The organism is Bacillus sp. UNC322MFChir4.1, assembly GCF_000746135.1.
In the GTDB taxonomy this organism is placed as follows: Bacteria; Bacillota; Bacilli; order Bacillales; family Bacillaceae_G; genus Bacillus_A.
Genome location: NZ_JQKQ01000015.1, coordinates 50341 through 72109, shown reverse-complemented (window position 1 = coordinate 72109; position 21769 = coordinate 50341). Strand labels below are relative to the sequence as shown.

At 37.1% G+C, this 21769-nt stretch carries 18 protein-coding genes and 1 pseudogene; 3 read left to right on the top strand and 16 right to left on the bottom strand.

Annotated elements, in window-relative coordinates:
- Positions 1-263: 263 nt before the first annotated feature.
- From BR72_RS08505 to BR72_RS08495, 3 genes are all read right to left on the bottom strand, one after another.
- The gene (locus tag BR72_RS08505) at positions 264-2225 is read right to left on the bottom strand and encodes a bifunctional metallophosphatase/5'-nucleotidase (RefSeq protein ID WP_035432091.1); all 1962 of its coding nucleotides are present in this window, start codon (positions 2223-2225) and stop codon (positions 264-266) included.
- Between the two features lie 393 nt (positions 2226-2618).
- Positions 2619-3152, bottom strand: coding sequence for a SecY-interacting protein Syd (locus BR72_RS08500; protein ID WP_035431938.1), 534 nt, complete (start codon positions 3150-3152; stop codon positions 2619-2621).
- A 61-nt stretch (positions 3153-3213) separates the two neighbouring features.
- Entirely contained in the window at positions 3214-3570 is a 357-nt protein-coding gene (locus BR72_RS08495) for a hypothetical protein (RefSeq protein WP_035431936.1), read from the bottom strand.
- A gap of 164 nt (positions 3571-3734) precedes the next feature.
- Between BR72_RS08495 and BR72_RS08490 the strand changes: the two genes are divergently transcribed.
- Positions 3735-4361 (top strand): FMN-binding negative transcriptional regulator, encoded by a 627-nt coding sequence (locus tag BR72_RS08490; RefSeq protein WP_035431934.1) that lies wholly within the window; start codon positions 3735-3737, stop codon positions 4359-4361.
- 202 nt (positions 4362-4563) lie between these two features.
- Here the strand turns inward: BR72_RS08490 and BR72_RS08485 are convergent, their stop codons facing one another.
- The 11 genes from BR72_RS08485 to BR72_RS08435 all read right to left on the bottom strand — a co-directional run bounded on the left by BR72_RS08485 (position 4564) and on the right by BR72_RS08435 (position 17977).
- Positions 4564-4842, bottom strand: a complete 279-nt coding sequence (locus BR72_RS08485; protein ID WP_035431932.1) for a hypothetical protein — start codon at positions 4840-4842, stop codon at positions 4564-4566.
- Complete coding sequence (locus BR72_RS08480; RefSeq protein WP_035431930.1) at positions 4814-6445, bottom strand: SWIM zinc finger family protein; 1632 nt, start codon at positions 6443-6445, stop codon at positions 4814-4816. Before BR72_RS08480 ends, BR72_RS08485 begins: the two co-directional genes overlap by 29 nt.
- Positions 6421-7527 (bottom strand): VWA domain-containing protein, encoded by a 1107-nt coding sequence (locus tag BR72_RS08475; protein WP_035431928.1) that lies wholly within the window; start codon positions 7525-7527, stop codon positions 6421-6423. The genes BR72_RS08480 and BR72_RS08475 overlap by 25 nt, the downstream gene beginning before the upstream one ends.
- A complete protein-coding gene (locus BR72_RS08470) occupies positions 7517-9823 on the bottom strand; it encodes a DUF5682 family protein (protein ID WP_035431926.1) in 2307 nt (768 codons plus the stop codon). The genes BR72_RS08475 and BR72_RS08470 overlap by 11 nt, the downstream gene beginning before the upstream one ends.
- Complete coding sequence (locus tag BR72_RS08465) at positions 9784-10890, bottom strand: ATP-binding protein (protein ID WP_035431923.1); 1107 nt, start codon at positions 10888-10890, stop codon at positions 9784-9786. Before BR72_RS08465 ends, BR72_RS08470 begins: the two co-directional genes overlap by 40 nt.
- A 15-nt stretch (positions 10891-10905) precedes the next feature.
- A complete protein-coding gene (locus BR72_RS08460; RefSeq protein WP_035431921.1) occupies positions 10906-14334 on the bottom strand; it encodes a DUF4132 domain-containing protein in 3429 nt (1142 codons plus the stop codon).
- A gap of 355 nt (positions 14335-14689) precedes the next feature.
- Positions 14690-15118 (bottom strand): SMI1/KNR4 family protein, encoded by a 429-nt coding sequence (locus BR72_RS08455; protein WP_035431919.1) that lies wholly within the window; start codon positions 15116-15118, stop codon positions 14690-14692.
- Positions 15119-15163: 45 nt separating this feature from the next.
- A complete protein-coding gene (locus tag BR72_RS08450) occupies positions 15164-15808 on the bottom strand; it encodes a hypothetical protein (protein WP_035431918.1) in 645 nt (214 codons plus the stop codon).
- A 204-nt stretch (positions 15809-16012) separates the two neighbouring features.
- Positions 16013-16492, bottom strand: a complete 480-nt coding sequence (locus BR72_RS08445; protein WP_035431917.1) for an Imm30 family immunity protein — start codon at positions 16490-16492, stop codon at positions 16013-16015.
- A gap of 303 nt (positions 16493-16795) precedes the next feature.
- Positions 16796-17122 carry a hypothetical protein gene (locus tag BR72_RS08440; protein WP_035432089.1) on the bottom strand — a complete coding sequence of 109 codons (327 nt, stop codon included), beginning with the start codon at positions 17120-17122 and terminating at the stop codon, positions 16796-16798.
- Between the two features lie 219 nt (positions 17123-17341).
- Positions 17342-17977, bottom strand: coding sequence for a hypothetical protein (locus BR72_RS08435; RefSeq protein ID WP_035431916.1), 636 nt, complete (start codon positions 17975-17977; stop codon positions 17342-17344).
- 788 nt (positions 17978-18765) lie between these two features.
- Here BR72_RS08435 and BR72_RS08430 point away from each other — a divergent pair.
- Positions 18766-19341 carry a hypothetical protein gene (locus tag BR72_RS08430; RefSeq protein ID WP_035431914.1) on the top strand — a complete coding sequence of 192 codons (576 nt, stop codon included), beginning with the start codon at positions 18766-18768 and terminating at the stop codon, positions 19339-19341.
- 132 nt (positions 19342-19473) lie between these two features.
- A complete protein-coding gene (locus BR72_RS08425) occupies positions 19474-20217 on the top strand; it encodes a hypothetical protein (protein WP_035431912.1) in 744 nt (247 codons plus the stop codon).
- Between the two features lie 255 nt (positions 20218-20472).
- Here the strand turns inward: BR72_RS08425 and BR72_RS25445 are convergent.
- Together BR72_RS25445 and BR72_RS08420 are read right to left on the bottom strand one after the other, a co-directional pair.
- Positions 20473-20661: pseudogene (locus tag BR72_RS25445) on the bottom strand (DUF6985 domain-containing protein); the annotation flags it as partial.
- Between the two features lie 117 nt (positions 20662-20778).
- Complete coding sequence (locus tag BR72_RS08420) at positions 20779-21708, bottom strand: DMT family transporter (protein WP_035431910.1); 930 nt, start codon at positions 21706-21708, stop codon at positions 20779-20781.
- Positions 21709-21769 lie beyond the last annotated feature (61 nt).

Here is a 21769-nt window from a genome sequence, read left to right as displayed (position 1 = left end):
TTGTACATCACCAAAGTCTCGTTCTATTTAATCATATTTTTCACATGACCAATTCGTATTTCACCTTCAGGATAGATAAATAGCATACCCTGCATCTAGGTAAATATATCCATTCGCCAAAACTTACAACTGTAACATCCCTATTAGAATGCATATCAAAACATTCATACAAACAAGATTTTATTTGACTTACCTTATATATAACCGTACTTTTGAATACCGGACCAGTCAATTCTTACTTCTTCCCTAAAACAATCTAAGTATTAGATTTCCCCTATATTTTTAATAACCCTATTAAGTTTTTTGTAAAATTCACCTTTTGTTTTTACATGTTTAAACTGATTTGGATTCATATGAGCTTTTTGAGAGAGTGCTACAATCTCTTCTTTTGTAATTGAATCTTTCGTATTGATAGATGCTATATTTGTATATTTTCCATCTTCTGTTTTTGGAATTTCTAAAATTCCTTTATTTACGAGATTCACTACAGCCTTATGCTCTGAAGAATGTGTGTCTACACCGGTAATTTTCCAATTATGCATAACTTTTGGCGTGTATACACCATTCTTTACTTCTTTTAAATATGTAATAGCAAGGTTACGAATGGTTCCACCTGTTTCGCCAAATGCATTCTCTTGTTTAGATGACCAAATCTGTTCAAACTTACGTCCCTCTAAAGCCCCTCCTTTTGCTTGAAGAGCCTCCATTCTATATGCATTCATTCCCAGAGTCATAACATCGCTCATTTTGATTGGTTTATTTGTACGAATAGATCGCAAATTTGTAATTCGGCTTCCATATGGTTTTGTTAAGTCAATTTCGTATTTCACGCCTCCAAAGAAGTCGTTCGTACTGTATTTAGACGCACGGCGTGTTTTATCAAAGCTAACTGTTACATCTCCGGCACGAGATGTGTTAAAATACCCCGCCGCCCATTCCATATAATCTTTTAAATCTTTTCCAGTTATCTTATATACTGTAATTTCTCCCAAAGCATATTGGTAATTATACGCAATATCTTTCTTCTTAATAGGACCTACATCTAAACGAGCATAATCGTTATCAATTTGATGGGCTACTACATCTGCTTTGCTGTAATAGAGCATGACTTCATGAAAAAAATCTGATAAAGGTGTCTCTTGAATTTGCACGCTTGGAATACCATTTATTTCATTTTTAGGAACAAGATTTCTCCCCTTTAATTGAGCGACTACAACATTCGCATCTCCCCTCGCATACTCGTGAAAAGGTGTTAATGTTTCTTCAAGTGCAGGATCGGATAATACCGTTGTTCCATCAGCATTTTTTACAGGTAAAGCGGTAGCTGTTTTATCTTTTAAAACCAACTTCCCATCTTGCTTTGTAAAAGTAAGGTCAATACGTGAGATATGCGTTCCATATTTATCTGGTTCTGTAATAATAACACCATTTACAACTTCTTTTTTAACAAGTTTATGCATATGAGCTGCAAAAATAGCGCTTAGTTCTGGACAGGCATTTGCAATATCTTGAACCCCAGTACCAGGGATGCCATTCTCATTTTCTAGTCCCATATGCATAACCCCTACCATTACATCTACTTTACCTTCTAATTCTTTAATTGCCTTCTTTGTTTCTTCTACTGGATTTTTCACCACTAAACCAGCCAAATGATCTGTCCCTTTTTCAAAATCACTAATCATTGGTGTATTCATGCCAATAACCCCAACTTTGATGCCACCTTTTTCAACGATCGTATATGCAGGAAGAAAACGCTCTCCATTCTCCTTGTAAATATTTCCTGCTAACGTCTTTCCTTTGTATTGCTCACTAACTTTTTTCAATGTATCTAATCCAAAATTGAATTCATGATTTCCAAATGCCCAAGCATCATATCCCATTTCGTTCATTGCTACCATCATCGGAGACTGTGGCTTATCATTGAATAACTCTACTGAGTTCCCTTGAATTGTATCTCCAGCATCTAATAATACGGTATTGGGATTTTCTTGGCGTACCTTCTTTATAACCGTATAAAGCTGCGTTAAACTTCCACTCATATTAGCACCATCAAGTGCATAATCCCAAGGCATAAATCTACCGTGAATATCTGCAGTACCTAATAATGTAATATTAACATCAGATTCCTCTGCTTTAGAGATCACTGGTTTGATTGTTATTGCTGCTCCAAGCAGTATAAAAATAACAAAATAACATACACGGCTCTTCCATCTCATTTTTGACATCATAACAATGTTTCTCCCCTTTTTGTACTGTCATATAGTGTCTTGAACGTTAAAAATGTAACTTATTATTTGGAAAACTTCAAGCCAATTGCAAGTAATCTATAAATGTTAGACATACTGATACTATTACTCTATAAAGGTGTGTGATCAGTATGGAAAAACAAAATTCATGATCAGCCTGACATTGCATAATAACTACCCCAAACTTTACTCATCATTACCAACTATCTCATCATAAGCGAAATGCTCTGCTTTTTTTATATCATGAATAATAACAATCTTATCGGAAATATTATGGGTAAGTTCGCCCTGAAAATTTTTCAAAAACCAAAATACTTCTTCTAGATTATTATTAGTTTAATCCATGCTACTTAGTGAGTTGCTAAAATAATTCTAGTTTTTTAACTGAATATCAGATATAAGTCGTTCAATACTATCTGATATAACTTCATACTTTCCAGTTTCAAAATCTTCTAATTTTACAATGCCCGTATTATTATCAATTACTACCAAGAAACTACTTCCGCCTTCTACGCCTAGCGGTATGTTATCTAACTTATCTTCGTGAACCTCTTTATAACCTATTAATTGAACAACAAAATTATTTAATTCAATTCCTGGTAACACTGGTTCGAGTATTATATTATATGATTTGTAAAAGCCCACTAATTCTGCAAACCAGTAAGTATTAAAATAATCTTTTATAGATTCATGAAAAATAATTCCTAATACTTGCTCTATATCTCTAAAATCATGAATAATATTTTTTTCAACAGGTTTCCAACATATATATTCGTCTTGATCAACTTCACCTTCATATATAGTTGGTATAATCGCATCATTCCATGGCACTTTGGGAAGTGAATTATTAAATCCACTCCACGCTTCTATAAGTTGGTCAAAATATTTTCCCATCTCATCTTTCATAATAGTTCCCCTCATTTCAAGAAATGTAATCTGGTATTTTTCATCCTATTCTAGTTTCAAATTAAACTTCGTCAGCCAAAGCATCATCGTAATCCTGTAATTCTTCCATAATTTCTTTTAATCGGTTCATATGATTCATAAATTCTTGGTGAGAAATTTCTTGATAATCAAAACTCCCCTCTCCACATTCATCACTTTCAAATATTTTTACTTTTGTGCCTAACTTCAACAAATTATCAACTAACCCTTTCAAATTCTGCATATCGTCAATATCGTTCGCATCCGTTTTGGCAAAACACTCTTCGTTTTCAATTTTATTTTTTATGTCTGTAATTCCCAAACCAGTATACTTTCTCAAAGGAACTATATATGTATGAAGCGCATCATTATGGCTTATTTTAATTGCAATTTGACTCATCTATTTTTCTCCTTTCTGCTAAAATTCTTACTCCCATCGTTTCAACACATCACTGATTTCATTGCGAAAAAGAACACTAGTAAATAATATACAATATTTTCCGAATAACCTATGTTATATTTTATGAATCATTATAAATTTTCACACTTTAAGGAGGGTTTTTTATGTATACACCTAAATATTTTGAAGTGCAAGATTCAGAGCTTATTTTAGAATTTATCAAAAACCATTCATTTGGAACCTTACTATCTAGTACGAAAGACTTTCCAATTGCAACACACCTTCCGCTAGATGTATATACTGAACAGGGACATACTTATTTATCGGGGCATTTCGCTTATGCCAATCCTCATTGGAAATTGTTAATAGAAAATCCTCAAGTATTAGTTACATTTCTAGGGCCACATGCTTATGTGTCTTCTTCTTGGTATGCGCAAGAAAATGTACCCACATGGAATTATGTATCAGTCCATGTATATGGTACAGCTCAACTTGTAGAAGGCGAAGAATTAGCGCTTATGTTAGCAAAAATGCTAAAGAAATATGAGCAAGGTAGAAATAATGGCGTATTATGGGATACTTTAGATCCAAAGTTTTTAAAACAAGAGATGAAAGGGATTGTAGGCTTCAAAGTAAAAATCGAGAAAATTGAAGCTTCCTTTAAATTAAGTCAAAACCGAAATAATGAGGACTACAAATCAATTATTAATAATCTTAAGAATGAAAACGATGTCTCTGCAATAGAAGTGGCGAACTGGATGGAAAAAATGAGACCAATGAATGAAAATTAAGTTCAGAACCAAATCACGGGGATAGCAGAAGGAAAGGCATACAAAAAGCGAAAATTCCTGTATTGTACGAATTGCCAGGACAATACAGGAATTTTCGCTTTGCTTATTCATACTAATAATATGTTTACTAATGAAGCACCTATCAAAGTAAGTAATAGATATGGTTTCATCTTTATGATATTAGTAGTATCTGCTACCCTATCTATAAATGCAACATTTCAACCTTCACAACTTGAATATATTCCTGCAACTTACAAAACGCTTCTGTGAGCTTGCTTGTTTCTTCTGTATGAAGGAAGCGTGCTTTGTTTCGCTCTTCCTCTATGATAAGCAGCTGCGCGGTAGCATAAGTGAGACCATACTGTTCGCATTCTCGTTTCATATCATGAAAAAAAGAAAGAGGTACAGTACCTGCTCCCGAGATTAGCATCTCATCTAGAAACTGTTCCAATTCATCGATTATGCGCACTAACTCTATCATAGAATGCTTCTCCTTCATTGAGTGTTATATTTAAAATCTCTCCTGATTCTGTATATAAGATGACAGGTGTGACAACGAGCTTTGTACCCTCCTGATAGGAATGGACAAGCATTCGCTTTACGTTCAACGGGCCCATATACATGTTTACAAGCCTAATCATCCGTTCGTTTTCTGGTCGTTTCATCATTTGCATTTGCAATGTTTTACCGGCCTTATCGATGAGAGGAATGATCCATTTTTGTTCCTTTTCCTGAAGCAGCCATTCTCCTGTTTCAGCAAATTCTATACAAAATACGCCTCGCTTATTTGTCTCTATTTGCTTTACTTTTTCTAACAATTCCTCCCATGAGGTCAGAAAAAGAGATTGCCACTCTGCTACATTTGTTTTCCCTTCCGCTTCTCCTGCTGTTTGTGAGCTAGATGACAATTGAAAATCGGCGTTAAGTTTTGCCTGCTTCAATCGGAAAGTTGAACGAGACAGTTCATATCCTTTCCCTGCAATCTCCCACGGGGCTTGCTTTTCATGGAGTACTTCAGGAGTTGCGCTGCTTCCTTCATAAAACATCGGACGCGACTGCGTGTATGTCATCCACTTTTCTTGCTCCCGGTTATAGAAATAATACGTTACACCAACATAACCGGACTTCGTTTGCCAGCCGGATGCACCGAAAGCAGACAAAGTAAGCGGCGGTACTTCATAATATTCCGAGCGATACGGACTCTCTTGCAGGCGCTGCTTTTCTAACAACATAATGTGTTCATAAATCGCAGACAGCGTTTGCCGATAGGATGCCATTTGAAAAGACGTATGTTTCATCCGATATAGTCCAATGTCCGTTGCTAGCTTACGAAATAAGTTCTCTAACTTTGCTAGTTTCAAAGAACGAGCTTTTACAGAAAGTTGTTCTATTTCATTAATTGTGTTTTCAGTAAGCCTCGTTAATCCAAAATGAACAACTTGTTCAATCATCTCTTTGAAAATAGATAGCTTTTCCGGAGCAACGATAAGAGGATTCATCTGTTTTGTTTCATGCAAGATCCCTTTTTCTTTTTGATACCAATATACCGCTTCTGCCTTATGACGGCATATCCCATCTGCTTTACACGTACAGATCGCATCAGCTACCGATTCAGCTGTTAGAAAGCGAACAGTTATATTCTCTTCTGGAAAGGATGCAATTAAAGCTGCCTCTTCTTCGAAAACGAACTTCGGCTGAAATGTTTCGCGGAACATCATTTCAGCCCATATCTTTTCGGAAACAATGCTGCGTACGTTCACATTCAAAAGAGGGGAAAAATCAACCTTCGTTTCCGCTTCTCCTTCGTACATCTTCTTAGCTTCGAGCAGAGCCATAATGACATGCTTGCAAATAGAACGGGCATCACAAGTACAGGAGTAACTACGGATATCTCCTGTAAACGTTACAGTAATTTCGTCATCAAATTGTATGTGCGCTGCATTTTCTTCTACGTCCATTTTGACATTTGATACAGCAGCCAAATCTTTGATCGCCCTCTTATATGTTCCTTTGTTGGACATTGCGATCAAATATGTTTCATCAATAGAGGAAAGAACATTTAAGAAATGATTGCTGCGATCCACTGTGCCAACCTCCCTGGTGTTAGCGCTGCTACATGAGCACCGAGCGCTGCCATTTTTTTCGCTGCCTGTTTATCATAAAAAGGCTGTGCAGTCGGATCAAGAGAAGTAAGCACGATAAGCTTTGCTCCTGATTCCACAATCTTTATCGCTTCTCGGTACATTTCAGCGTAACTGCCGCCTTCATATAAATCCGTTACAAGTACGACAATTGTTTTATGCGGCATTTCTATTTTATTCGTTGCATAGCGCAGCGCCTGGGCAATATATGTTCCGCCCCCAAGCTGTACGTTCATAAGCGTTTCGACTGGATCGTTAATACGATCTGTTAAATCGACAACGGATGTATCGAAGATGAACAAATCTGTCTTAATCGTCGGTAAACTTGCAAAAATGCCAGCCATAACTGCACTATGAATAACCGAATCAAGCATGCTTCCGCTCTCGTCTACCGCAAGAATCACGCGCCATGGGTTAACGTGCTTCGTTGCCGCATAGAAGTACGGTTTTTCAATATGAATGGTGTTCGTTTCCTTGTCAAAATGCTTCATGTTCTTTCGAATCGTTTTCTTAAAATCAAAGTTGCGCATCGTGCGTACACGACTCGCACGGTTTCGATCCGGTCTACCACTTAAAGCGAGCTTCACTTCCTGCTCTAAATTCAGGCGCAGCTCCTCAGCTACTTTTGCCACAATACGCTTAGCGGTGTCCAATACATCTGGATTTACATGATCCTTAAATTGTAAGATGCATTTTAACAAATTCATATTCGGTTCCATTTTTTCAAGCGTTTCCTTATCCTGCAGCAAAGCCGTTAATTCATACTTTTCCAGCGCATGTTTTTCCATAATTTCAATTGTTTCTTTCGGAAACAACTCGCGCACTTTAGAAACCCAAGTGGGCACTGTTAGCTGCGAAGGATCCAGCGATCCGCCGCGTTCTTCCCCGCGCTCCCGTTCATACAAAAACTCCAGCGCCTCGTCCATCTCCCTGTACACAGGGCTTTCTTCCTGAAATGAGATTTGATCATCCGCATATTTTCCAAGAACAAGACGCCATCGATTCAAAGAAATCTTATTCTCCATCTTCTAGCCCCCGTCTTATCAAAATCTCCCGTGCCTTCCGATCTAACTGCATCGCATACGTCAACACAGCTTCTGAAACCACTTCTTCTTTTACCGCTTCTTCCGTTGTGTCATATAACCGAGCAATCTGTCTGGCGATCGTATCGACTTCAAGCGGAGTGAATTGACTGAACAAGAGGCGTAAATGCGGCAGCACTTGCAAAAATGTCTCCTCATCAAGTTCTTGCAGGACATGAGACATCCCGCCAAGCAGCGACTCGTTATATAAGAAAATATCTTTTGCACCAGCAAACAAACCATTCAAAAATAAAGGTGCCTGCTTTTGCATATCGCCGCTCCCATAAAAGTATCCTTCTGCCACTCGAATGACATCATCAACCGTCCTCTTCGTTAAGGAAGTTAACAGCCCAAATACTGCCCCTTCTACTTGACTTTCCCGTTTTTCTTTTTGCAAATAAAGCTCTAACGCTTCAATAAACTGCTGATCTGCAGGCTGCAATGTATACAAATCGATAAGCTTTTCCGCAATGATTCCCGGCTCGCCGCCATCTAAAACAGAGAATAACGAAAGCGCTTTGCTTCGAGCACTTTCCGCCTGTTGATTCGTTTTCTCTATTTGCGATAAATAGTAAGCGCAATCTGCTATAGACACGAAGTCTCCATCCTCTTGTATCGCCTCATCCATTAACGGGATGTACATGGCAAAATCAGAAAATAGCCCGCTTAAGTAGGCTTCCATCAATAAAAGAGCTACCTCTCCCGCACGCCCTTTTGCCTTATATAGCTTTGCTCGCAGCACTTCCTGAGCGGCTTCCCTTACCGTTCCACCATACACAGATAAGTCAATAAGAGCACTTTCCACCTGCGCTGAAAAACGATATTTCCAAGTTTCTCGCATAAGATTGATGTTCTGTTTTCTAGCAAGGTTTGGACCGCGCAGCTTCTCACAAAACGGAACCTCTAAAAAGGCAAGGCAATGAAAAAATTGACTTAAATGCTGATGCCGTTCTTTCTTATATATGTCAAGAATCGTTTCATGCGGTACAGTAGAGCGAGCTGGAAGACGGAATGAACGAACAGAGGCCCGAAAATCATGCACAAGCGGCGGTACATCCGCGGATTTTGACAATTTCCCTCGCTTCGTCCCTTGCAGACTCTTCTGAAGCAGCGTCAAAGGTTTATCTGCCGAGGATATCTCTCCCTTAACAAATGCGCTGCGCACCGCATCCATCAGCTCATACAATCCAGGCCGCATCTTGCCCCGAAGCAGTGCAAGTTCACGGATCATTCGCGCAGCCTCAATCTCATCTGCTATTGATATCCCGTCTGTTTTTAACTGCCGGGCAATCCGTATCATAAATTGCTCTGCTGCTGCTTCATCCCTATTCTCCCAAACGTGTTGATAAAAAGCAGGTGCAGGCATACCGCTCTCATAACCGCGCGTTTGGTCGCTTTCCAAAAAGGAATACGGCATAAGATACGTTTTTGCATATGTAGCAGACAACGGGCTTTTAGACAGTTTTTTCTTTTCTCCTTCTAGTTCAAGAAGTCCCTTCACATGAAAGCCTCCGGTAATTACGAGCACCTTATCATATGCTTTACGCGCTTTTTCAATTTCCTTTGCCATATGTATTTCTCTAGCCATACAGCCGTCTTCTATCAACATCTCCTGCGTATAGTCCGCGCGTGTGTAATAACAATAATCGAAGAGCTGCTGGATAAACTCCTCGCTTGTCATATGAAAACCTTGCAATTCAAAGTATTTCTCCCAAAATTCATGAAAGCTTCGACAACCCGTTCTTTCTGAGAGCATACGGACATATTGACTGTGCCGGAAATATTGTTCATCATACTTCCCCTGCTCTTCCTCGTTTTTCGTTACATACAAATATTCCTTATAGGGAAGATCAATAAATGAAACCGGAATGTTACGCGCAGCTCCTTCCCGAAGTGCGACAAGTTCCGGTGAATAGTCGAGAAAGGGATAGTACGCACGGTACTTTCCGCTCTCTCCTTTTTCAAGTACATCCGGTTTATCGTCATAACTGCAATAAATACAAATCGGAGCCTCACTCTCAGTACTCACGATATGCGGAATAAGCGGATTACAATCAATCGGTCCCTCTATAAGAATTGCATCCGGTTTATATAGTTCAACTATTTTTTGGACATGAAAAGAGCATGCAGGACTATGATGGCGAATAGGCACGTATACGACGTTGTTGTTTACATTGTAAGCTCTTTGAAATAATGTGTTTACTTCAGCTGATTGCGAGCTTCGAAAAACGACTTCCATGCCTCTCCTCCTACTTGACTTCGCGCTTTGACGATGCTTGTAAAGTAACTGCGCAGCTTTTCTAAGTCTTCCTTGTTTTCTTTCGCAATCGTTCCAGATAAATATCGAACAAGTGCATCCATCTTCACCTGCCCGCTTCCATAATAATACGCATCCATTGCACTTTGATAATATACCGATACTGCCTCTGCAGTACTCATAACAGAAGAAGGCTGATCAATTCGTTTTCCTTCAGCAGTCACGCCTTCTCGCAATTCATGAAAAACAGTCGCCAATAGCTGAACAACCGTCCGGTCCACTTCTGGTACGATGCCAGAAGCTCCTAATAAGCGTGTCACTTGCGACTCTATAATTTTCGCTTCAAGCTTTACATCTTTAATTGGATGCACTGTTTCAAAATTAAAACGACGCTTCAATGCACTACTCATTTCATTCACGCCGCGATCGCGCGTGTTGGCAGTCGCAATAATATTGAATCCAGGCTTTGCCGCAAGAATTCCTTGCTCTCCAAACTCTGGAATGTTCAGCACCTTATCACTCAGAACGCTGATCAACGAATCTTGTACTTCCTGCGGGCAGCGCGTCAACTCTTCAAATCTAGTTAATATCCCTTGTTCCATACCAACGAAAAGGGGCCCTGGCACAAGGGCCTCTCTTACAGGCCCTTTCGCAAGAAGAAGTGCATAGTTCCATGAGTACTTAATCGTATCTTCCATCGTAGCGGCTGTTCCTTGCACAGTGTTACGACTATTTCTGCATATCGCAGCAGAAAGCAGCTCACTTAACATCGTCTTTGCTGTTCCTGGCTCTCCGATTAGCATAAGTCCACGATTCCCGGCTAATGTGACAATAGCTCGTTCCACAAGCGCATCATTACCGTAAAATTTACGACTAATTTCTACTTCTTGTCCCTGCCAAAGAAGCGGCTCTTCTTGTCCGATAATAAACGTACGAACCGCGCGTGGTGACAACCGCCAGTTAGCTGGTTTTGGAAACGAATCATTCGCTTCTAAAGCACTCAATTCTACTTCATATAACTCTTCCATTAACGGTTTAATAGACTGCATATGTCATTTCCTTTCTTATCGCTTACTGCGCCAGTTTTCATCACGGCCGAGATTCGATTCTGTCGTCCGTTTTATATCATATAAAATTTCGCTGAAAAATCGTTCAGGTACTTGTTTTGGCACGATGCGTCTTGTAGCATCAACTTCGTCATAAGAGTATGAACCGCGGTTCACTGTGCCTGCTTTATAAAATTGAATTTCAAATAAACATACATCGTCCTCTTCTTCATATCCAACTGGGGCACCTTCAAATGCAAGCTCCGCTCCTAATCCTGTGCGAGTGTCTTCCTTATAGAAAGTATGGTACACACCAGCATCTTCAACCGGTCCGCGATTCCAGCCGTACTTCGTCAACTTACCAAACAGCGAACGACCATTGATTTGAATGCCAGCAAACCGTTCCACAGTTACTTCCTCATCTTCCTTCGCCCGAAATACTTCGCGGGAAATTTGCGGGAATGGCTGGACAACCTCATAATCTTCTAGTTGTTCCTTCCATAATTCCCGTTCCTCTTCGGACAATTCTAGCGGATGGATCAGACCGATAACAGTGTCTGGCGTAAGTTCATGCTCTTCTTCTTCAATCGTATTAAACGTGCCGTCCTCCATATAACGGAACATCGCAAACAATTTTCCTTCTTTATACTCACCCCAAATAAGCGAGATAGCAAATTGCTGCATAATTGGATTTTCCACAAACAGAGACTTCCACGTATGTTGCGACCAATAGCGATTAAGAGAAAGTGCCATTTCAAGACGCAGCGTTTGCATACTAATGATGCTTCGAAGCTGTTTCTTTATAGACGATAACTCCGCCTTAGCCTCTTCTGCCTTTTCCGTATGATCTTTTGCATTTGGTTTCGGAAGCGACTTTATTCGTTTTCCTTCTTCTGTTTTCAGCTCAATTTTCAAGTTTGGAGTTAAATAAGCAGTAAACGTCCTGCTTCCGTAATCAATTGTCTTTTCACCGCGTTTATTAAAACCAAGATCCGGAACAAGCTGATCTTCTAGCTCTTCTTCTGTTATACCGCGTGTTTTAGCAGCGAGACTCAACGCTTCTTTCGCAGCATTACGCACCTGTTTATGTTTATATTTGAATGCCATAGTATTAATCGTCATAAGTGCAAGATGTGACGAAGACAACGCCAACGCCTGAACAGCTGCTGCAGCGATAGCTCCGCGCATGCCAACAGCCCACTCATCAATCTGCTTTTTGAGCAGCAGCGCCATTTCATCATCACTATGAATGCCGTACATCGAAAGAATACCGCGCTTCTTCGCTTCCGCCCCTTGAGAAATCCACAGCTGATAGATCGCTTGTATATTTTCTTTCAAATCTTGTTCATTCAAAGCCGCACCTATTGCTTCCGCCGCTTCCTTTTTCTCAATTACAGACTCCGATACATACTGCTGAAAATAAGCAAGCGGAAGCGTTGCATCTGCAATTGCATCAGAATCACGAAGACGAATTTGTGGTTCAAATCCGAGCCACTGCACGAGTGCGTTTCTTTTTTGCGGCGTTAAAATACGTGTACAAAGGGCTTCGATACTTCCTGATGCTCCTTCTAGGCATTCATCGCCAAGCAGCGGAGTAAACTTCTCCATCAAGGAAGCATTTTTCTTTTCGTGCAAAGCTTCCTGCACAAGCTGTGTATATTCTTCAGATTTATAGTATAAAAGTGTCTGCATTACATTTTCGCGCACGACTTTCTTTCTACTGTTTAATTCCTTCGCTACATCCTCTGCAGCTTCCACATCTTTTGTAAGATACTCGACTGCAGCAGCACGTACTTTTTTAGAGGCATCTCCGAGACTTTGAGTAAGAAGAGCGCGCGTTTTAACCGCATCATTCTTTGCCAGCTCATCCAAAATGAAAATTCGTTCATCCGCAGAATACTCAGTAAATGTCTCTGTCACATATGCCTGTTCTTTTACAAAGAAACGAACGAGTGCCTCTTTTGCCTTATTTTCCTTCCCACTGTTCCGGGCAGCTTGTTTAACTGAATAATAAACAAGTTTCTCCTTCGATAAACCGTAGGAAAGAAGATCTTCCAACATTTGTTCCAGCGAACCTTCCATATGAGAACACCGGTGCAGAAGTTCATATAAATTACAATTATAATCATTCCCAAATTGAAGTTTGAGCGCTGCTTCCCTCTTTGCTGCTTCCTCTTTATCCCAAAGGAGTGCAATTGCCAATTCAGACATTGCCCCGTAATTACTTTGATGATTCGAACTTTCAAGCACTTGCTTCATATCTTCAAATGACAATTTTCCAACCAAATAGTCACGATATGTATCACGTATGTCAGATGATCCCGACTGAAGGGCAATCGTTAAAAATTCTTCACGTACTCTGTTTCGATTGAATTCGTATCCTTTTTCCGCCAAAAGCATCGCCACGAAAAGATAATCACTTTTACTTAAATATTGCAGCGTACGCTGAACAAATTCCGGCTGCTCTTCCACCATACGAAGCAACAATTGATATTCATATACGTGCTCGAAGTTAATGACACCTAAATGACGCCGTGTAAGACGATATGCGAAAAATCTTTCCTCTGAAACACCGAATTGTTCGCACAAGTTTCGAATAGTTTCATACGCTTGTTTATCAAAACTCCTTGTTCTTACATGATTTCCAAACTGATCAAGAACACGACACACATGATCCGTTGCATAATCCATAAAGTTTTTAACAGAACGTTTCGCTAACAAGTCCATATATCGTCTTGCCACATTCGAATGCTGATAAACACAAAATAATAGCTGCCAAGTCACATCAGGTAAAGATGAACCAACGGAAACTTCACTAACAGATTCACCTTGAACGTATCTTTTCGCCAATTCTATCTTCTCTTGTTTTCCGTTCAGCCTCAGTATATACTCCGCATGCTCTTGCAGTTCTTCCTCCAATAAAGAACTGTATGTAAGAAATCTCTCATAATCTGCGCCTAGCATAAGCAAAAGCAAAACCAGCTTTGGTCGACCTGTCAGTACTTGCAGCTGTCCTTCTATATACTCTGGATTCTCCCGTATTAACTGTCTAATAAAAACATCCGCCCCATTTACATAACGCGAAAGATTTATTAAGTACTTACAAGCAGATGCTACAAGTAGATCAAACGAAAGACCGCTTTTTTCGAAATAAACCTTCATTTCAGGAAAACTTACACGTGTAAAACGTACTAGAAGAACATTCAACAGTTGCTCCTCAAGCAAATGATAGAATAACCGAAAAAAGATTGGATCGTGCCTATACGTTTTCTCAAAATCCTGCATGAACTGCCAAGAAAAATCATTTCGCTTATTTTCGTGGATGGTCGTTCGTTCTATATGTTTTAAAACTTCCTCATCTCTCGTTTGCAAGTAACGTATTGCTAAATCCTCTTGTGCCCCTGTCATATTAAGGTGCTGAAACAACTGATATGTACCGACTGCCATCTTCTCTGCCTCCCTAGTTCTTTTATAAATCCATCACTACAACTTGTAGTTAGTTACATCACATAAAAATGATAACGCTTATTTTTTCATATATCTGAAATCTCTAATTCTAAAACACTTAATTACGATAGACCGTTTTGTACACTATACGGAATATATTTACTAGTATAACATATTAACCCATAAGCGAACATACGTTTCTATAAATGTATGATATATAACATCATCAAATTTCTATACTTACAATTTATAACTATATATCCTGTCATATATCGTTATATTTATTTGTAAAATTTAAATGTTGTAATATTTATAGGGTCGCTGTAACAAGATTTGACATTAACTTATTCCCTAGCTAACAGTTAAAATATTCTTTTAAAAACGCATAAAATGTTGACCAAGTTTCCTTTAACTCTCCACTTAAAAGCAGCTCATCTCCGCCTTCAAAATGAACCGAATAAACTCGATCAGTTACACTATCAAGTATTAGTATGGCATTTGCTGACATCTCACTTAAAACTAGATACTTTTTAGGAAATCCATGCTCATTTCGAGCAATCATTGTATTTGATTGAATATTGTTCTCTTCATCTACAATATCTAACAACTCGTAGGGAACGTGCTCTTCCCAAAAAGGGCCAGCATACCGATCATAAAATTCACTGAATGTATCAGATACTTCTACACCTAAGCTAATTAAGGCCTCTTTCACATTTTTCTTATCTTCACGCTTATAAATATCTTCTTCAAGAACTTGGTTTAATTTATTGGGCAACACATTCACTTTCATTCCCTCCTAAAGCTTCTTTCCCTGTGATTTTCCAACGATTTACAAAACCTTTTTTAGTGTTCCCAACCAAACTTCCCCAACATTAACCTTATAAAGAACGTCATCTCCATCACTGAGCTTAATCTTCTGTGTTTTATAAGCCTTATTTATTATTTCATTTACCTCGTCTTTTGTTCTAAACCCTGTTACTATATCTTCTTTTAGTTCCTCATCCCAATACATTTCGGTATCAATGTGAGCTTCCCAATCAAACAAAGCTAACTTATCCTTTAATGATTCATATTTATGAAATGGAAATTTCTTTGTAGTAAGGTTTTTGTCAAAGGTATCATTGTAAGTATTTATACAATCCTTGTAAGAAACGACAATTTGAGAACTTATAAAGTCTGGTTCATATAACCAAATTTTTAGGTAAAAGTTTTCATCCTCCATTGTCATTTTTTCATACCAGTTTAGATATACATCTATCATTTCATTTAATAATAAACGGTTATACCAAGTAGGAGGGTTTCTACGGACTAAAGAATAAAAGGGATGAATCCACAACTTTGCATAATCTCTTTGATGCTCACGAATGTAATCCATATCTATGTCGATTACATTTTGCTTCCATCTTTCTATCTTTCTCTTATGTCGTTTCCACCCTCGTATTTTCTTCTTTTTAGAGTGATAAAACTCTTTCATTCACACACATCCCTTCCACCTACTGATTTCCAGCTAATTTTCTATAAGTTATTACTATCTCATAATGATTGTATTGAGTCGTTTCATACCATTTTAAAGTTGATTTCTTCAGTGGTGGTACAAACACGTTTGATACGGATATCGCGTATCAAAAAAGACAACAAAAAACCGAAATGACACTAATTTATCAAATCGGTTTTTATTCTATATGAAAGAATTTTCATCAGCCTCTTTTAATTTACTAAGAATTTCATTAGCAACGCCCTCGAATCTTTTAGGATCGTCAGAAATAATTTCATTAAGCAAATTGATTACTGTTAATTTTATATCACTATTCATTCCTACAAGAATTTTAGCATACTCACTTCTATATAAATCATTATTTAAAATTCTTATGTTTAGTAGCATTGCCCACTCTTTTGCACTCTCAACCATTTTTGGTAAAGCTTTAGGCATCTCTGTTAGATATTTTTCTATTTCAAAACTTTCAATTAAGTGAACTAGACCAAACATAACTTCTTCCTCTTGTGTTTCATCATCAAATATCATACACAAATCTTGAATAAGCTTTTCATCATCATAATCCGCTAAGCTTTCTAATGCACCGTCAAACTCTTCACATTCTGACTGATTTTTTAAAAATCTACAATTATATAATCTCTTGATCTCAAATCTACTATCCATATGAACTCCCCCTTTAAAAAAATTAACGAAATCAGATATTATTGAAAAACATAAGACACATGAAATGACAAACTATAATGTTCTACGAAATCAATAGCTTTCATTTTAAAGTCAATCGAAAAAATCTTCTTTTCCCCCAAAAAAATCCCCTCCACAATAAACAGTACAGTAACTTTCTTTCAGCTGTCTACTACAGGGGGAATGCCACAATACAAAAATCATCTTTTTAAATTAATGTTCTTTACAAAGGACATATTTCACAAAATTATTAAGTATCTTTATTCATTTGTTATCAAAGATTTTCTATTCAGTGTCTTCTAATATTCTATCATCTAAGTCTTCTCTTTCTCTCGCTATTTCTCTATACGTTTCAATTAAGTTGCTCAACAGTTCAAGAGAGATCTGTCTATCTCCTTCCTCAAGAATTCTTACTTCTGCACCCAATTCGTTCAAATAAACAACAACATTTTTAAGTTTAATCAATTCTTCTGTATCATAATAACTAAACTTTAAAACTGGAGTTTCATCTTCTATATTTCTTTTCAGCTCACTAATTGGTTTATGACTAAATTTTCTTAAAGAAGTAATGTACTTAACAATATTCTTATCTGGTCTAACTATTAAGGACATATAATACACTTTAAAACCCTCCTTAAAAACGTAAAACATCTAGCATTGGCTCTCCTTGTAAACTATTCCCCCGTACCATCCATACAAATCATTAAGCGTAGCATGGAAAATTCCTAGAAATACTAAGTGCTACACTGAATGATGTATTCGCTGAGGAATTTAAAGTTCGTTATCAAACAGGAAACGAACTTATAAAATTTATTTTAAAAAAGGAAAGGATTATTTACCCTTCAACCACTTAGCTCTAAACAATTCTTTATCTTCAAGTGAGTTGTTCCTAGCTAGTTCATGACACACTAACCAAAAATCTTTTTCCCACTTTGTACAATCTTCCTCGTAATCCATAAGCATCTGAATCATACAATATGAATCAGATGGTTCAAAATGAATCATGTCATTTTTAAAAAATAAAGCTATAAGACCATGTTCAATAGATAACAAGCAACCTTCATCATGAAATGAAATTGCAAAGTAAGCATAGTTGTCCTTCGTATAGTTAGGTAAAATCTCAAATGTAGGAGTCCCTAAATAAGGATGAATTTCTTCCATACTATTAAAAGTAATAGGACTAAAGGAATAATCATTTTCATTATATATCTCGTAACTCATGAAACCTTTCACTTGCAATTCAAATAGACCCTTTAGTATATTTTCATAAACAATATCAAAGTGTTCCTTTACATAACATAGCGTATTATAAGCTTCTTTTGTTAAAGGCTGATTACTTTCTAAATACCCCCCTAACTCAATTTTGTTTTGTCCAAAAAACGAAACAGAACAATTTACGTTTATAGATCCATCCCAACAATCATATTTTTCAGAGAAGCAAAAATCATCCACTTTATCTACCATCATTCACACCTACCTAATTGAATTTTGTTATTCATAATTAATGCCCTAGGGCGTAGTATAAATACTAAATCCAGATGGTACAACGGTGCAACTTTTTTAGAAACTGTTAATCTTTCTTATAAGCGATTAAACTTTATTTCAAATCCCCATCAGTTTCAGCCGTCAAATTTTCCTTTTCCTACTTTGTTTTTGGCCATAAAAAAGGCTCATTCCTCCTCATTATTCAAGTTGGAATAAGCCTTCTAAATGTATTAAGCGTGTTTGTCATTTACCTTTAAAAACGTCTCTTAGATTCTTGCTCAATTTATACCTTCTTTTTCTGTTAATCCCTATTAATAAATTCCCTATTCAAATCGCAACATCCTGGTAACCTACTTCAGTTACTATTTCATTTAATAAAGTGAAACTTTAATCAGTGGGGGTTTTCTTCATCCCCCACTGATTATTAGTTGAACCAATCGGGCTTTTACGGGCAGTAATACTCCCACCTAACTTCTTTGCCTTGAGGTGGGAGTATTACTGCCCGCGAATAGCGGGATAAACGCAGCCCTAGTCCATTAACTCTTCCAACCCTTTAGGGTTTTCATTTTCTGACATCGGTTTAAGGAAATTTGAATCCACGACAATAGCATGCATCTGTTGTTGTACATTGACGCAAACAGGACAAACTCCATTCATTAGCTCAGTTTCATAACCCATCTGAAAATGATATGATTACAGTGGCAATAGCATTAATTATTACCTAATTATTGAAATACAAAATGAGAAAATGACAACGTGGAGGGGAAATTATGGGCTTTTTTAGTAGATTTTTCAAAAAAGTAGAACAAGCAAACAATGGAGAGGTAACCCTCAATGAATTAAATGAAGAATTATATGTTGAATCTCCAATAGAAGAAGCTAATAGTTTTTGGGTATCAATGGCACAAAATTTAATTGTCAATACTGTAAAAGCCGCCGACAATAATGTGGAACGCGCTTTTGTTTTGGTTAATTTTAAAAAAGGAGAGGCTTCTTTTGATATTTTTTATCAAATTAACGGGCAATTGTATTTCTGGGATCAGCTAGAAAATCAGACGATTAAAAATAGAATTAAGAATGAGTTGTTACCACAAGCTTCGGAAGTTTCAGATGCAGTAAACCTGCAATTTCACGAAGCGGACCATCCTACAATCTCGTTTGCAGAACTGCAATTTGAATGGGAAACAAAGGCCTGGTTTTCACACATCATCTGGGAAGACGATCCCGCCTCACAATTACCAAAAGCTCAAATATTAAACGAATGGTTCAGCCTAATTAAAAAGGAAACTCAGAATAAACCACTTGATAGTGATACAAAATTTTCTTGGTATCCATCAATCCCTTAAAGTTGATGAGCATGGGTGCTACCTAAACGTCAAGTAACTCCAAAATATACAATAAAAGTTGATTTTGGAATTATTTTTTGTCTACGTTTCAGATAAAATTAAACAAAAACCTTGTATAAAGGTGGAGAACAGATGAACATTCCTAAACAATTCATTAAACCCTTTCCTGCATATGAAGAAGTATTTTATGATAATTTAGAACAGCATAAAAAACACTTTTTACCCATTTGCTCTATAAACTTACAATGCATTGAACCAGAATGGGACGAATGGTTACATATTGTGTCAGCAAAGGAAATTCACGAGGGATGTGTTGGCGATTTTACCCAACCATTTCACACGAGTTTTACGAAAGAAGATACGTTAGGCTTTGCTGTCGTTGACGGAAAGTATAAATTTGAAGCAGATTGGAATTACTTTAGAATTGAACAGAGCCCTTCCGACATTGTAGAGAAAGCCTATGTGCGTAATGAAAAAGACTATCAAATCCGTAAAGAATTTTTCCAACGTAATCAGAAAATTTATCCTTATTCTAGCTTTGGAAAAGAATTAACATCCGTAGAAGCATTAGAGCAAGAGTTTATCGAAAAGCAAACAAATGGCTGGGGATTAGATTATCCCGAGGTAAATGGAATTTTGGATGATATACGTTTTATGACAGAAGAAGGGCAAGAATTATTGGAAGATTGCGTTAGCGAAGACGAAATTTTTGACTATACCAATCTACTGTATGTGCCAAAAGATGAAGATGGCCATCCATTTACATATGTTGGATTTGCTACAGGCTATTATTTTCAAGCTTATGGTGCGGATCGTATATACCTATTTTTCAATAAAGAATTAAGAAAAGCAGTAATTTGTTTTGAGTATACATAAGGTACAAGAAGCAAAAAAGGCCCTTGAGAAAAAGGGTGATTATATGAAAGTTTTACAGCTTACAAAGTGAAAAAGGAAATCATTTCGATTTCCTTTTTTATATTCTATTCATACACCAGAAGATCATTGATGAATGTTTATCTATAAATACTTAATTTCTTTAACTAGTCATGAGCGCGGATGAATTGCTCAACAGTTCAAGAGAGATCTGTCTATCTTCTTCCTCAAAAATTCTTACTTCTGCACCCAATTCGTTCAAATTACGACATCCTGGTAACCCACCTCAGTTACCTCACCTTTTATAAGACAAAGACCTAACCCATTTTCTATATCCCATGTACAATCAAACGTAAGTCCGATATCAAGAAATTCAGAGAGCTCATTGTCTGGTACAAAAATCCCAACTAAGGTTATTTTTTTAAGAAGTTGATCAGTTGCTTCAATTTATAGAGTAATAGTATCTGTCCAAGTTTGAAAGACTATTTTCAATCATTTTAAATTTTCTGCACCAGAACCAGTTTAAGTTCGTTTAGAAAACTTTGCAACAGAACCAAAGTCCCATTATAAATTAACATCTGTGAAATTATTTGAAGTAGGTAAATCTTTCGGTTTCATTATTACACTCGCAAAAATCCCAGTTATGACCAAAGAGATTCCTATGAAATGAGCTAATGTAATTTTTTCTTGAAGAATAATATAAGATAAAATAATGGTAACTACAGGTATCACAGCAGTAAATACAGCTGATATACTTGCGGGTACTTTCAAAACCCCGTTATACCATAAATAAAATGCTAGGACCGTTACTACAATAGCATAGTATAATACATAAGACCATTCTAACAATGTTGGATAAGTAAAATCGAAATTGATACCCTCATAAATACTAAAAGGAAGAAAAAAGACAAAACCAATTAGTGTTACAAATGTTGATATAGCTAAGGGGGTTATATTAGGAGATAATAGTTTTGCAAGTATTGCGAAAAGAGCCTCACCAATCACCGCTACTATAATTAAAGAATTGCCTAGTAGTGGGAAACGCCCTTCCAAAGTATTTCCCTCTCCAAATAAGTTAATTGAGATAAGACCAAGCACTGCCAAAAGTAATCCTATAACTACATTTTTAGATATTTTTTCTTTAAGAAGAATAACGGATAATATACCTATTGCCATTGGAGTAGTACTTGTAATAATTCCACTCTCTGTTCCTGTAGTAAATTGAACCCCGTATAAAAGACAAATACTAAATAAAAATACACCTGCAAATGATTGGATAATTAGGATACACAAGTCTTTACGAGTAATAGTGGGAAACCCTTTTTCAAAAACAAATAATAAAGTTATTAATATTATTGAAGCTAATCCAAAACGCAAACCAGAAGATAAAAATACGGGTATACTTTGAACCATCAATTTCCCAACAACTATGGAGCTTCCTACAATTGACATAGCTAATGCTAATGAAATATATGCTGTAATTTGTTTCCTCATAATTAATCACCTCACTTTTTATTAAATATAACATCAAAAATTGGTCTTCAGTAGTTCCACT

Bases quoted from the DNA above. Each gene is read 5' to 3' on its own strand.
- BR72_RS08490 (WP_035431934.1), top strand. From the start codon at position 3,735: ATGTATACACCTAAATATTTTGAAGTGCAAGATTCAGAGCTTATTTTA.
- BR72_RS08505 (WP_035432091.1), bottom strand. From the start codon at position 2,225: ATGTCAAAAATGAGATGGAAGAGCCGTGTATGTTATTTTGTTATTTTT.
- BR72_RS08420 (WP_035431910.1), bottom strand. From the start codon at position 21,708: ATGAGGAAACAAATTACAGCATATATTTCATTAGCATTAGCTATGTCA.
- BR72_RS08465 (WP_035431923.1), bottom strand. From the start codon at position 10,890: ATGCAGTCTATTAAACCGTTAATGGAAGAGTTATATGAAGTAGAATTG.
- BR72_RS08475 (WP_035431928.1), bottom strand. From the start codon at position 7,527: ATGGAGAATAAGATTTCTTTGAATCGATGGCGTCTTGTTCTTGGAAAA.
- BR72_RS08425 (WP_035431912.1), top strand. From the start codon at position 19,474: ATGAACATTCCTAAACAATTCATTAAACCCTTTCCTGCATATGAAGAA.
- BR72_RS08495 (WP_035431936.1), bottom strand. From the start codon at position 3,570: ATGAGTCAAATTGCAATTAAAATAAGCCATAATGATGCGCTTCATACA.
- BR72_RS08460 (WP_035431921.1), bottom strand. From the start codon at position 14,334: ATGGCAGTCGGTACATATCAGTTGTTTCAGCACCTTAATATGACAGGG.
- BR72_RS08470 (WP_035431926.1), bottom strand. From the start codon at position 9,823: ATGGAAGTCGTTTTTCGAAGCTCGCAATCAGCTGAAGTAAACACATTA.
- BR72_RS08435 (WP_035431916.1), bottom strand. From the start codon at position 17,977: ATGATGGTAGATAAAGTGGATGATTTTTGCTTCTCTGAAAAATATGAT.
- BR72_RS08445 (WP_035431917.1), bottom strand. From the start codon at position 16,492: ATGGATAGTAGATTTGAGATCAAGAGATTATATAATTGTAGATTTTTA.
- BR72_RS08450 (WP_035431918.1), bottom strand. From the start codon at position 15,808: ATGAAAGAGTTTTATCACTCTAAAAAGAAGAAAATACGAGGGTGGAAA.
- BR72_RS08485 (WP_035431932.1), bottom strand. From the start codon at position 4,842: ATGATAGAGTTAGTGCGCATAATCGATGAATTGGAACAGTTTCTAGAT.
- BR72_RS08500 (WP_035431938.1), bottom strand. From the start codon at position 3,152: ATGAAAGATGAGATGGGAAAATATTTTGACCAACTTATAGAAGCGTGG.
- BR72_RS08430 (WP_035431914.1), top strand. From the start codon at position 18,766: ATGGGCTTTTTTAGTAGATTTTTCAAAAAAGTAGAACAAGCAAACAAT.
- BR72_RS08440 (WP_035432089.1), bottom strand. From the start codon at position 17,122: ATGTCCTTAATAGTTAGACCAGATAAGAATATTGTTAAGTACATTACT.